This window comes from Xanthomonas sp. LMG 8993 (genome assembly GCF_009835065.2).
Lineage (GTDB): Bacteria > Pseudomonadota > Gammaproteobacteria > Xanthomonadales > Xanthomonadaceae > Xanthomonas > Xanthomonas arboricola.
On record NZ_QVIF02000004.1, the window covers coordinates 373,686 to 386,559 of the forward strand.

Genomic DNA, 12,874 nt, shown 5'->3' on the forward strand with positions numbered 1-12,874 from the left:
ACTGTTACACTTTGTACCGCCGTTTTGGAATCCGTCGGGCGGGTCATTGGTTTCAGATGACACGCACCGGGTCCCAGCCACCCTTTCCGGGCACGCCATGACCAGTACTGCTGCACTCTCTTCTCCCGACTCTGCCAACACGCCGGAGCTCGGCCAGGTGGATGCGGATTACACGCTGGAGCACAAGTACACGCGTGCCGACGGGCGCATCTACCTGTCCGGCGTGCAGGCGCTGGTGCGGCTGCCGTTGATGCAGCGCCTGCGCGATGACGCCGCCGGCCTTGCGACCGCCGGCTTCATCAGCGGCTATCGCGGCAGCCCGCTGGGCGGTTTCGACCTGGAGCTGTGGCGTGCGCGCAAGCATCTGGACGCGGCCAGGGTGACCTTTACCCCCGGCCTCAACGAAGACCTGGCCGCCACCATGGTCTGGGGCACCCAGCAAACCAACCTGTTCCCCGGTGCCAAGGTGCAGGGCGTCTACGGCATGTGGTACGGCAAGGGCCCAGGCGTGGACCGCAGCGGCGATGTGTTCAAGCACGGCAACGCCGCCGGCACCTCGCCGTATGGCGGCGTGCTGGCACTGGCCGCCGACGACCATGCCTGCCGCAGCTCCACCCTGCCGCACGGTTCGGAAGAAGAATTCGTCAGCGCGATGATGCCGATCCTCAACCCGGCCGGGGTGCAGGACATCCTGGACATGGGCCTGCTCGGCTGGGCGATGAGCCGCTATACCGGGCGCTGGGTCGGTTTCAAGACCATTGCCGAGACGGTGGAGTCGTCGGCCTCGGTGGATGTGGATCCGTTCGCACGCAGCATCGTGTTGCCGGAGGACTTTGCGCTACCGGCGGGCGGCCTGAGCATCCGCTGGCCGGATCCGCCGGTGGACCAGGAAATGCGCCTGCACCGCTATGCGATCGCCGCCGCACAGGCCTTCGCACGCGCCAACCAGATCGACAAGGTGGTGCTGGATTCGCCGCATGCGCGGCTGGGCATCGTCACCACCGGCAAGAGCTATCTGGACGTGCTGCAGGCGCTGGAATACCTGGGCCTGGATGCGCAGGCCTGCGCGCAGATCGGCATCCGCGTGTACAAGGTCGGCATGACCTGGCCGCTGGAGCCGGTGGGCATCAGCGCGTTCGCGCGCGGGCTCGACGACATCGTGGTGGTGGAAGAGAAAAAGGCGTTCATCGAGCGCCAGATGAAGGAGCTGTTCTACAACTGGCCGGCCAGCGCCGGTGCGCGGCCGAGCATCGTCGGCAAATACGACGAGCAGGGCGAATGGATCCTGCCGTCCACCGGCGAGTTGACCCCGGCCACGATCGCCGCAGTGATCGGCAAGCGCATCCAGCGCTTTGCGCTGCCGTCCAGCGCGATGACCGAGTCGATCGAACAACGGTTGCGCTGGATGGACAGCAAGGAGGCCGAAATGGCCTTGCCGCGCGCGCTGTTCCCGCGCGTGCCGCATTACTGCTCCGGCTGCCCGCACAACACCTCCACCGCGGTGCCGGAAGGCTCGCGTGCGCTGGGCGGCATCGGTTGCCATTACATGGTGACCTGGATGAACCGCTCCACCGACACCTTCACCCATATGGGCGGCGAAGGCGTGACCTGGTCGGGGCAGGCGCCGTTCACCGAAACGCCGCACGTGTTCCAGAACCTGGGCGACGGCACCTATTTCCACAGCGGCTCGCTGGCGATCCGGCAGTCGGTCGCCAGCGGCGTCAACATCACCTACAAGATCCTCTACAACGATGCGGTGGCGATGACAGGCGGCCAGCCGGTGGACGGCACGCTCACCGTGCCGGACATCGCGCAGCAGCTGCGCGCCGAAGGCATCCACACCATCGCGGTGGTCAGCGACGACATTGGCAAATGGACGCGCCGGCGCGAGCGCTTCCCCAGCGAGGTGGCGTTCCACGATCGCAGCGAACTGGATGCGGTGCAGCAGCAGTTGCGCACGGTCAAGGGCGTGTCGATCCTGATCTACGACCAGACCTGCGCCACCGAAAAGCGCCGCCGCCGCAAGCGCGGCAAGTTGGTCGACCCGCCCAAGCGCGTCATGATCAATTCGCTGGTGTGCGAAGGCTGCGGCGATTGCGGCGAAAAGAGTTTCTGCGTGTCGGTGCTGCCCAAGGAGACCGAGTTCGGCCGCAAGCGGCAGATCGACCAATCCAATTGCAACAAGGATTATTCCTGCGTGTCGGGCTTTTGCCCGAGCTTTGTCACCGTGCATGGCGGTGCGCCGCGCAAGGGCAAACAGCGCGATGCCAGCGCCCTGCTGGGCAACCTGCCCGCGCCGCCGCAACGCACTACGCTGCAACAGCCCTGGAACATCCTGATCACCGGCGTCGGCGGTACCGGCGTGGTGACCATCGGCGCATTGCTCGGCATGGCCGGGCATCTGGAAGGCAAGGGTGCCACGGTGCTGGACCAGACCGGCCTGGCGCAGAAGGGCGGCGCGGTGACCACGCATATCCGCATCGCACGCCGGCCGGCCGATATCCACGCGGTGCGCATCGCGGCCGGCGAAGCGGATCTGGTGCTGGGCTGCGACATGGTGGTGGTCAACGATTACTGGGCCTTGTCCAAGGTGCGCGACGGCCGCACCCAGGTGGTGCTCAACACCTACGAAGCGATGCCGGGCAACTTCACCACCCAGCCGGACCTGCAGTTCCCCGCCGCCGAGATCATTGCCGGCGTGCGCACCGCATTGGGCGGCCAGGAGCCGCTATTGCTGGATGCCACGCACCTGGCGACGGCGCTGCTGGGCGATGCGATCGCCAGCAACCTGTTCGTGCTCGGCTATGCCTGGCAACACGGGCTGGTGCCGTTGTCGCATGCGGCGCTGATGCGCGCCATCGAGCTCAATGGCGCGGCGGTGGCGATGAACCAGCAGGCGTTTGCGTGGGGGCGCCTGGCCGCGATCGACCTGCCGGCTGTGCAGCAGGCCGCAGGACTGCGCAAGGGTGGCGAGCGTGCGCATGCACAGGGCGATACGCCGCCAGTGCGCGCACCCGGCAGCTGGGAAGAGCACGATCTTGGCGGACAGACCGCACCGCATGCGCTGGCGCAGAGCGACGGCAACACGCTGCATGGCGATGTCGATGCGCCCACGCATCCGCTCGACGACGAGCAGCTGGCGCAGTCGCTGGACGAAGCCATCGCGCGGCGCGTGGCGTTTCTGACCGACTACCAGGACGCCGCCTACGCACAGCGCTATCGCAGCCTGGTCGAGCGTGTACGCACGCACGAAGCGCAACAGGCGCCCGGCAGCAGCGCGTTGAGCGAGGCAGTGGCGCGTTACTTCTTCAAGCTGATGGCCTACAAGGACGAATACGAGGTGGCGCGGCTGTATACGCGTGGCGACTTCCAGCGCCGGCTGCAGCAGCAGTTCGAAGGCGACTACACGCTGCGCTTCCACCTGGCACCACCGCTGCTGGCAAGGAAGGATGCGCAAGGCCACGCGATCAAGCGCGAATACGGGCCGTGGATGTTCACTGTCTTCAAGCTGCTGGCGCGGCTGAAGTTCCTGCGCGGCGGCAAGCTGGATGTGTTCGGCTACAGCGCCGAACGGCGTGGCGAGCGTCAGCTGATTGCCGATTACGTGGCAACAGTGGACACGCTGCTGCAACGGCTGGATGCCGACAACGTCGGCCTGGCCGCGCAGATCGCCAGCATTCCCGAACATATCCGCGGCTACGGGCATATCAAGCACGCGCGTCTGGAAGAAGCCAAGGCGCGCGAAGCGGCGCTGCTGGTGCAGTGGCGCAATCCCAAGGCCCTGCATGTGGTGCAGGCGGCGTAGGTCTGGCTGAGCGGCGTTGCAGCGTTAAAGCGTTGCGCGCTGATCGGGTGGAGCGTTGCCGGTAGTGCAGCAGTGACGGGCTGGTGTGTTGTGGCGCAGATGCCGCGCAACGACCGCTGCGGCGGCGACTGATCGCGCTGCCGCATGACGGCGGTCAGTGCCGGCTGGGGCGATGGGCTGCCGGCGTCACGATCGGCTCGCAAAGGCGCTCCTGCCGCGCACGCGAGCGGCGCTGCGCATGCAGCGCCCCACCCGTCATTCGAAATGCCGGCCGCGCCTCAGGCGGACCGGCCCACGCACAGTTCGCACATCGACCACGTCGCCACGTTGGGTGATCTGCACCACGTCGCTGCCGGCCAGATCGGCGGCAACGCTGCGGATCTGCGGCATCAGCGCGCGCCAGCGCATTTCGTCATCGCTGAGCGCGCGGGCGACCTCGGACGGGCAGATCGATTGCTCCGGCCGCCGGCGCGTTAGCAGCGCGCGGATGGTCGCGACGATCTGCGCATCGTCGATCCGTTGCACGCCAGAGGCCAGAACTCAGAGCGGGCGCAACACGCGCAGGCCGAACCAGTCCTTGGCATCGTTCCAGCCGTGGGTGACCTTCAGCCCCGCAGCGGCGGCAAGTTCGGCAAAGCGTGCGTCGGTGTACTTGTAGCTGTATTCGACCTGCATCGCCTCGCCTTCGGCAAATTCGAATGCCTTGCCGCCCACCTGCACGCGCTGGGCGCGCTGGCTGATCAGGAAGGTTTCGATGCGGCCGCGTTCGCGCGCATACACCGCGTGGTGGCGGAAGCCGTCCAGATCGAAGTCGCTACCGATCTCGCGGTTGAGCCGCGCCAGCAGATTCAGGGTGAACTCGGCAGTGACGCCGGCCGCATCGTTGTAGGCGGCCTCGATCAGTCCGGCATCCTTGTCCAGATCGATGCCGATCAGGGCGCACCCGTCGCTGCCCATGGTCTGGCGCATTGCATCGAGCAACTCGACGGCGGCATCATCGGTGAAATTGCCCAGCGTTGAGCCGGGGAAGAACACCAGATGCCGGCGCGCCGGGCGCTGCGCCTGCGGCAGCTGCAGCGGCTTGGTGAAGTCGGTGCATACCGGCAGCATCTGGATCTGCGGGAACTGCTGCGCCAGCCGCGCGGTGCTCTCAAGCAAGGCCGTGCGCGAGATTTCCAGCGGCGTGTAGGCCACCACATCGCGCAGGCCCTGCAGCAGCAATTCGGTCTTGCGCCCGCTGCCGCTGCCGTATTCGACCACGTGCACACCAGCGCCGATCGCCTGCGCGATCGAGGCCATGCTGGCCTCTAGCAAGGCCAGTTCGGTGCCGGTGAGGTAGTACTCCGGCTGCCGGGTGATCGCCTCGAACAGCTGCGAGCCGTGCGCATCGTAGAAATACTTCGACGGCAGCGTCTTGGGCGTTTGCTGCAGCCCGGCCAGCGCGTCGGCGGTGATGTCATCCGGTTGCGGGCGCAGGTCGGTCAGCGCGGCGTGCGCGCGTTGCATGGCATGGGCGGCGGCGTTCAAGGCAGATCCTTGGCAAGGCGCACGCCGGCAAACTGCCAACGCGCATCGGAGGGAAAAAAGTTGCGGTAACTGGCGCGGACGTGGCTAGCCGGCGTGGCACAGCTGCCACCGCGCAGCACCCATTGCGCATTCATGAATTTGCCGTTGTATTCGCCCAGCGACCCGGGCCACGGCGCAAAGCCGGGATACGGCAGGTAGGCGCTGCCGGTCCATTCCCAGACATCGCCGAACAACTGCTGCAGGCCGGTATCCACCGCGTCGGCACCGCGCGGATGCAAGGTGTCGCTATCGACGAAATTGCCCTGCACCGGCACACCGGTGGCGGCCTGTTCCCACTCGGCTTCGGTGGGCAGGCGCGCGCCGGCCCAGCGCGCGAACGCATCGGCTTCGAACAGGCTCAGGTGGCATACCGGCGCATGCGCATCGCGCGGGCGCCAGCCATCCAGGGTGAATTCGCGTCCGTCCGCGTCCCAATACAGCGGGTGCTGCCAGCCTTGCGCCTGCACCATCGCCCAGCCATCGCTGAGCCAGGCACCGGCACTGCGGTAGCCACCGGCGTCGATGAACTGCTGGAACTCGGCGTTGCTGACCACCCGATGCGCCAACGCATGCGCACCGACCAGCACGCGGTGGCGCGGCGACTCGTTGTCGTAGGCGAAGGTGTCGGCCTGCGGCCATGCCGCTGCGCCGATCTCCACGATCTGTTCGTCGCGTGCCTGCCAGCGCAGCGTGCTGGCGACGGCCGCAGGCGGTGCCGGCGCATCGCGGTACGCCGGCTGCAGCGGATTGCTCCACAGCGCGTGCTTGATATCGGTCAACAGCAATTCCTGGTGCTGCTGCTCGTGCTGGATGCCGAGCTGCACGATGGTGCAAGCCTGCGCGTCCAACACCCCGTCACGCAGGCGCTGCTGCATCTGCGCATCGACTGCGGCCCGGTAGTCGCGCACCTGCTGCAACGACGGCCGCGACAACACTCCGCGACGCGCGCGCGCGTGCATCGGGCCCACGCTCTGGTAGTAGCTGTTGAACAGGAAATCCCAGGCCGGGTCGAACACACGGTAGGCCGGATCGGCCTGCAGCACGAAGCGTTCGAAAAACCAGGTGGTGTGTGCCAGATGCCATTTGCTGGGGCTGGCGTCGGGCATGCTCTGCACCATCGCGTCTTCAGCGCTCAGGGGTGCGGCGAGGCGATCGCTCAGCGCGCGGGTCTGCGCGTAGCGTTCCAGCAGCGTTAGCTGCTGTTGCTGGTGGTGGCCCAGCAGAGATGAGAGTGCAGACATCGCCATATGCTTGAGGAGCGCCTGTGAACGCGCCGTGTCGGCAGCGTGGCAGCCAGCGGTAAGCTGTCGCCATGTCTTCTTTTTCCCTGTCCAGCCTGCTCCCCGCGCCCGTCGAATGGGAACGCCGCCAGCAGGCATTTGCGTTACCTGCCGACATCACCTATCTGGATGCCGCCTCGCGCGGCCCGCTGCTGCGCGCGGTGCAAGCGGTCGCGCATCAGGCGGTGGATGCGCTGGCCACCCCGTGGCAGCTGCCGTTCGATGCCTGGCTGCAGGACATCGAGCGTTTGCGCACGCTCGCTGCAGGCCTGTTCGACGACGATGCCGACGGCGTGGCAATGCTGCCCTCGGCCGCGCACGGCCTGGCGACTGCCGCACGCAACCTGCCGCTGCAGCGCGACGAGGCGGTGCTGTTGCTGGAAGGCCAGTTCCCCTCGAACCTGCTGATCTGGCAACGCCGCTGTGCCGAGGTGGGTGCGCACATCGTGGCGGTGTCCACGGCCGGCGGCGATGCCTTGACCGCGGCGGTGCTGCAGGCCATCGCCCAGACACCGGCCTTGCGCATCGTCACCTTGCCGCATGCGTACTGGCTGGATGGACGACAGCTCGATCTGGACCGCATCAGCGCCGCGGTGCACGCACGCGGTGCGGCGCTGGTGCTGGATCTGAGCCAGAGCCTGGGCGTGCTGCCGACCGACCTGCCGCGCTGGCGGCCGGACTTCGTGGTCAGCGTCGGCCACAAATGGCTGCTGGGGCCGATGGGGCTGGCCTGGCTGTGGGTGGCCCCGCAATGGCGGGTGCACGGCGTGCCGATCGAAGAACACTGGATCGGCCGCGATGCCGGCAGCAGCTGGGAATTTCCGGTCGCCCAGGCGCCGTCCTATCGCAGCGGTGCGCGCCGGTTCGATGCCGGCGGCGTTGCCGATCCATTGCGGATTGCGATGGCGACGGTGGCCTTGCAGCAGGTCGCTGCCTGGCAACCGGCACGCATCGCGCAGGCGCTGGGCGCGCTTACCGCGCGCTGGGACGCGGCGCTGCAGGCACGCGGCCTGCGCAGCTGGTGCACGCCCGCCCACGCGGCGCATCTGACCGCGTTGCAGCCGCCAGCCAATCAGCTGGATGCGGTGGCGACGGCGTTCGGCGCGCGCAGGGCGATCTGCACACGCCGACACGGACGTCTACGTATCGCACCGCACCTCAATGTCACCGAGGATGCACTCTCAGCCCTGATTGCAGCGCTGCCAGCCTCGTAACCGTAGGAGCGGACCAGGTCGCGACCGGGCTTAGCCGGTAACGCCACGTCGCGGCCTGGTCCGCTCCTACGGGCTCAGCCGCGCTGGCGGATGCGCAGCCCGCGCGGGGTGACCCAGCGCTCCAGGCCTTCGAACAGCGCCTGCACGATCAGCGCGAGCACCGCCGCAGGAATCGCGCCTTCCAGGATCAGGCCGATATCGTCCAGGCGGATGCCGGTGAGGATCGGTTGGCCGTAGCCGCCTGCGCCGATCAAGGCGCCCAGCGTGGCGGTGCCCACGTTGATCACCGCCGCGGTCTGGATGCCGGCCACGATGGTGCGACGCGCCAGCGGCAGTTCCACCCGCCACAGGCGCGTCCATGCCGGCAGCCCGATCGCCTCGGCGGTCTGGCGCAACTCGCGCGGGATCGAGGTCAGCCCGGCATGCGTGTTGCGCACGATCGGCAGCAGGCTGTAGAGAAACAACGCGGCGATCGCCGGTTTGGCGCCGATGCCGAACAAGGGAATCATGAAGACGAATACTGCCAGCGACGGCAAGGTCTGCAGCACGCCGGTCAATGACAGCACCACCTGCCCGAGCCGCGGCCGCCGGGCCGCCAGCACGCCCAGCGGCAACGCGATCAGCAAGGCAAAGCCCAACGAGATGCCGACCAGGGCCAGATGCTCGCGCGTATGCCGCAGCAGACGCGCCACACGCGAGTCGGCTGCCGATGCCGGCGCAACGCCCAGCCACTGCGCAGCCACCGCCGCCTCGGACTGACGCTCCAGCTTCACCTGTGCGTTGAGCCGCTGCATGGTCGCCTCGTCGATGCGCCCCTGCAGCCCCTGCAATGCCTTGAGCATCGCCGGTGAGCGCTGCGCCAGGTCCTTGCGATACAGGAACACCGCCTGGTAATCGGGAAAGTAATGGCGGTCGTCACGCAGCACCTGCAGCCGGTAATACGGAATTTCCGCATCGGTGCTGTACAGATCGGTGACCTCGATCGCCCCGCTCTGCAGCGCGCGATAGGCCAGATCGTGATCCAGCCCGGTCGCGGTCTGCGGCAACGAATAGGCGGCGCGCACGCCCGGCCAGCCATCGGCGCGCTGCATGAATTCGTTGCTCAGCCCGATCTTGAGCGATGGATGCCGTGCCAGATCCGACATCGATGCGATGCCAAGCGCCTGCGCGCGCTCGACGCGCATGCCGAAGGCATAGGTGTTCTGGAAGCCGAGCGAGTCGGTCATCGCCAGCCCGCGCGCATTCAGTGCGGCGCGCAGTTCGGCCTGGCTGGCTTTAGGCAGCTTCAGCAGTTCCTGCGCCAGCGTGCCGGTGTATTCGGCGTACGCATCGATCTGCCCGGTCTCCAGCGCGCGCCACAGGATGCGCGTGCCACCGAGCTGCGCGCGGTGTTGCACGTCCACTCCGTCGCGCTGCCCGGCGGCGGTGGCGATCTCGCCCAGCAGCACGGCCTCGGTGAAGTTCTTCGAGCCGATCGTCACCTGCGCGGCCTGCGCACCGACGCTTGCGATCAGCAGTGCCACGGCGAGCAGCACGCGCGCGATCATGCGGCGTCGCCGATGCTGCGCTGCGCAGTGAGAAAGCGCTGCACGAACGGATCGGCCGGCTGTTCCAGCAGGCTGCGTGCACTGCCCTGCTGCACCACCTGGCCGGCCCGCATCAGCACCAGGGTGTCGGCCAGGTAGGCGGCTTCGGCAACGTCGTGGGTCACCAGCACCACGGTCTTGCCGAGCTGGGCGAACAGCGCGCGCATCTGCGCCTGCAGGTCGTAACGCACGATCGGGTCGAGTGCGCCCAGTGGCTCGTCCAGCAGCAGGGCCGGTGGATCCAGCATCAGCGCACGGATCAAGCCCACGCGCTGGCGTTGACCGCCAGACAGTTCGGCCGGATAACGCGCCAGCAACTCCGGCGGCAACTGGCAGAGCGCGCACAGGGTCTGCAGGCGTTGGTCGATACGCTGCCGCTTCCAGCCCAGCGTCTGCGCCAGCAACACCACGTTGCTGCGTGCATCCAGATGCGGAAACAGCCCGCCTTCCTGGATCACATAGCCGATGCGCTGGCGCTGCGCCTGCAGGCCGGCGCGTTGCAGCGGCGCACCATCGAAGGCGACCGTGCCGCTGTCCGGCCACTCCAGCCCCACTAGCATCCGCAACACGGTCGACTTGCCTGCGCCGCTGGGGCCGATCAAGGCGGTGGTGACGCCGCTGGCGAACTGCAGGGAGACGGTATCGAGGGCAATGGCCTGGCCGTAGCGCCGGCTGACCTGGTCGAGAGTGAACATGCGCTCGAGCTTGCCGAACGCAGCGTCAGACGCGCGCGAAGGTAGGCATCAGCGCGGCGGCGCCAGCAACTCGCGCGCGCTCAGGTAGCCGTCGCCGTCGGCATCCTGCCGCGCGAAGCGCTCGATCAGCGTGGCACGATGCGCGGCACGGGTGATCGGCTTGCCGCGCCGGCCAGGCAGCTCATCGCCCTGCAGCACGCCGTCATGGTCCAGGTCGCGCTGCTCGAAGGCATAGCTCATCCAGGCCAGATATTCGTCGCGGCTGACCCGGCCATCGCCATCGGTATCCATGCGTTGCAGATACTGCTGGCTGTCCTGCACCTGGGCGTGCGCCTGCGCGAACACAGCCGGCCCGCACACACAACATGCCAGCAGCAGGCCGCGCGCGATCAAGCCATACGATCCACGCACGCGCACAGCAGCACGCGTGCCCCGACGATTACGACCCACTCAGCGCATAACCCTTCAGCCGCGCCGCATAGGCCTGCAAGGCGGCATTGCCGCTGGCTTCGGCTTCGTGACACCACTGCTGCAGGTGCTTGAGCCGTTCGGACGCATCGTGGCTGCGCGCCTCCAGCACCGCAGTCAGGCGTGCGCGGTACTCGACCAGCGTGCGCATGCGCGGGCGCTCGGCCACCCAGTGCTGCAGTTGCGCGCGCGCATCGGGCTTGAGCCACCGCCCGTCATCGACCAGGCCCTTGCGCAGCCGCCGCGGCAACAGCTGCCGCAACTTGGCGCCGGTGGCCGCGGCCTCTTCGCGCAGCGCCGGGGTGAACACATTGCGCTGGTAATCGGTCATCGCCTGGAAGCGATGCGAGAGCAGGGCCTTGAGCGTGTCGGCATCGGGCACGGCGATGTTGGGGCGGATGTCCAGCGACGGCGCCACCCGCAGCACCTTGGCCAGGCCGATCGTCTGCAGCCCGCGAATGGCGACCCAGCCGATATCCAGCTCCCAGCGCCGCATCGAAAACCGCGCCGAGCTCGGGAACGCATGATGGTTGTTGTGCAGTTCTTCGCCACCGATCCACAGCGCCCACGGCGTCAGGTTGGTGGAGGTGTCGGCCGACTCGAAATTGCGATAGCCCCACCAGTGGCCCAGGCCGTTGACCACGCCGGCGGCCCAGAACGGAATCCACGCCATCTGGATCGCCCACAGCGCGATGCCGGGCAAACCGAACAGCACCGCGTTGATCACCAGCAACGCGATCGGGCCGGCATTGGCATGCGGGGTGTACAGATGCCGCTCGATCCAGTCGGTGGGCGCGCCCTTGCCGTACTGCTCGATGTCGGCACGCTGCGCGCGCGCTTCGCGGTACAGTTCCACGCCACGCCAGAACACCTGGCTGATGCCCTTGGTCTGCGGGCTGTGCGGGTCTTCCTCGGTCTCGACCTTGGCGTGATGCTTGCGATGGATCGCCACCCATTCGCGGGTGATCATCGAGGTAGTCAGCCAGGTCCAGAAGCGGAAGAAGTGCGCCACCACCGGATGGAAGTCCACACCGCGATGGGCCTGGCTGCGATGCAGGTACAAGGTCACCGCGAAGATGGTGAGCTGGGTGAACACCAGCAGCACCGCCAGCATGCCCCATACGCCCAGCCCGGCCACGCCGGAAGTCAGAAGGTCGATGATCGGGTCGGACAACATCGGCATTTCCACAGCGGCGCCATCGGGTTGGGTCGATGCAGACATGATGGGGGCGATGGCGGCAAACTTCACCCTCCGGATGCGTAGGGTGCGCCCTACATTTCTAAAGCGGTTCACACGCTCCCCTTCCCCACTGCGCCTGATGTCACCCGTATGACGGTTACTGCCGAGATGTCCACCGATCCTGCTGCTGTTGCCAACGCCATCCCGTTGATCGAGCTCGACCAGGCCAGCGTGATGCGCGGCCAGGTGCGCGTGCTGCATGCGCTCAGCCTGCGCATCGCGCTGGGGCAGCACACCGCCATCCTCGGCCCCAACGGCTGCGGCAAATCCTCCTTCATCAAGCTGATCACCCGCGAGCTGTATCCGCTGGTGCGCGCCGACGGCCAGGCCGCGGTGAAAGTGCTCGGGCAGGTGCGCTGGCAGGTGGATCGCTTGCGCTCGCAGCTGGGTATCGTCACTGGCGACCTCAGCGTCAACCTGGCCGACATGCCGGGGCTGGATGTGGAAAGCGCGGTGCTGTCCGGTTTCTTCGCCAGCTATGTGGTGCCACCACATCGGGAGATCAGCGACGACATGCGCGCGCGGGCACGGGAGGCCTTGGCCCTGGCGCGCGCGCTGCCGTTGCTGGACCGGCAATTTGCCGAACTGTCGGCCGGCGAGACCCGCCGCGTGCTGATCGCGCGCGCACTGGTCAACCGCCCTCAGGCGCTGCTGCTGGACGAGCCGTCCACCGGCCTGGACCTGGTGGCGCGACAGCACCTGCTCGACACCATGCGTCACCTGGCCCGGCAAGGCATCACCCTGATCCTGGTGACCCATCACATCGAGGAAATCGTGCCGGAGATCGCGCGGGTGATCCTGCTGCGTGCCGGCACCGTCGTGGCCGACGGTCCGCGCGATGCGCTGCTCACCGACGCCAGCCTGTCGGACGTGTTCGGCGGCCCGGTGCGGGTGCAGCGCGACGGCGAGCGCTATTGGGCGACGGTGGGCGAGTAAGCGCCATCCGCCCTACCGCGCACGCAGCCCGGAGTCTTGCGCAAGCTGCGCGGCGACAGCCGGCAGCCACGCGCTCCTTACAGC

Annotated in this window: 10 protein-coding genes; 3 read left to right on the plus strand and 7 right to left on the minus strand. The window is 67.6% G+C overall.

The window, feature by feature from the left end:
* The first annotated feature begins 97 nt into the window (after positions 1 to 97).
* Positions 98 to 3,805: an indolepyruvate ferredoxin oxidoreductase family protein gene (locus tag DYQ94_RS10685; protein WP_126965336.1), complete on the plus strand. Its 3,708-nt coding sequence runs from the start codon at positions 98 to 100 to the stop codon at positions 3,803 to 3,805.
* Positions 3,806 to 4,060: 255 nt separating this feature from the next.
* Here DYQ94_RS10685 and DYQ94_RS10690 read toward each other — a convergent pair whose 3' ends face one another.
* Genes DYQ94_RS10690 through egtB form a run of 3 tightly spaced genes read right to left on the minus strand, consistent with a single transcriptional unit; the run spans position 4,061 to position 6,618 of the window.
* A complete protein-coding gene (locus DYQ94_RS10690) occupies positions 4,061 to 4,330 on the minus strand; it encodes a DUF3253 domain-containing protein (protein ID WP_126965337.1) in 270 nt (89 codons plus the stop codon).
* 15 nt (positions 4,331 to 4,345) lie between these two features.
* Positions 4,346 to 5,332, minus strand: a complete 987-nt coding sequence (gene egtD, locus DYQ94_RS10695; RefSeq protein WP_039529166.1) for an L-histidine N(alpha)-methyltransferase — start codon at positions 5,330 to 5,332, stop codon at positions 4,346 to 4,348.
* Positions 5,329 to 6,618: an ergothioneine biosynthesis protein EgtB gene (egtB, locus tag DYQ94_RS10700; RefSeq protein ID WP_054592027.1), complete on the minus strand. Its 1,290-nt coding sequence runs from the start codon at positions 6,616 to 6,618 to the stop codon at positions 5,329 to 5,331. Before egtB ends, egtD begins: the two co-directional genes overlap by 4 nt.
* Positions 6,619 to 6,683: 65 nt before the next feature.
* Here egtB and DYQ94_RS10705 point away from each other — a divergent pair, with 65 nt between their 5' ends.
* Positions 6,684 to 7,865 carry an aminotransferase class V-fold PLP-dependent enzyme gene (locus DYQ94_RS10705; protein ID WP_126965338.1) on the plus strand — a complete coding sequence of 394 codons (1,182 nt, stop codon included), beginning with the start codon at positions 6,684 to 6,686 and terminating at the stop codon, positions 7,863 to 7,865.
* Between the two features lie 74 nt (positions 7,866 to 7,939).
* On the opposite strand, the gene DYQ94_RS10710 is transcribed toward DYQ94_RS10705, so the two are convergent.
* Genes DYQ94_RS10710 through DYQ94_RS10725 form a run of 4 tightly spaced genes read right to left on the minus strand, consistent with a single transcriptional unit; the run spans position 7,940 to position 11,791 of the window.
* Complete coding sequence (locus DYQ94_RS10710) at positions 7,940 to 9,412, minus strand: ABC transporter permease/substrate-binding protein (RefSeq protein WP_126965339.1); 1,473 nt, start codon at positions 9,410 to 9,412, stop codon at positions 7,940 to 7,942.
* Complete coding sequence (locus tag DYQ94_RS10715; protein WP_126965340.1) at positions 9,409 to 10,146, minus strand: ATP-binding cassette domain-containing protein; 738 nt, start codon at positions 10,144 to 10,146, stop codon at positions 9,409 to 9,411. The genes DYQ94_RS10710 and DYQ94_RS10715 overlap by 4 nt, the downstream gene beginning before the upstream one ends.
* 48 nt (positions 10,147 to 10,194) lie before the next feature.
* On the minus strand, positions 10,195 to 10,539 hold the full coding sequence (locus tag DYQ94_RS10720) for an EF-hand domain-containing protein (RefSeq protein ID WP_126965360.1): 345 nt from the start codon (positions 10,537 to 10,539) through the stop codon (positions 10,195 to 10,197).
* 46 nt (positions 10,540 to 10,585) lie between these two features.
* On the minus strand, positions 10,586 to 11,791 hold the full coding sequence (locus tag DYQ94_RS10725) for a DesA family fatty acid desaturase (RefSeq protein WP_126965359.1): 1,206 nt from the start codon (positions 11,789 to 11,791) through the stop codon (positions 10,586 to 10,588).
* 153 nt (positions 11,792 to 11,944) lie between these two features.
* Between DYQ94_RS10725 and DYQ94_RS10730 the strand changes: the two genes are divergently transcribed.
* Positions 11,945 to 12,790 carry an ABC transporter ATP-binding protein gene (locus DYQ94_RS10730; RefSeq protein WP_016901219.1) on the plus strand — a complete coding sequence of 282 codons (846 nt, stop codon included), beginning with the start codon at positions 11,945 to 11,947 and terminating at the stop codon, positions 12,788 to 12,790.
* Positions 12,791 to 12,874: the final 84 nt, after the last annotated feature.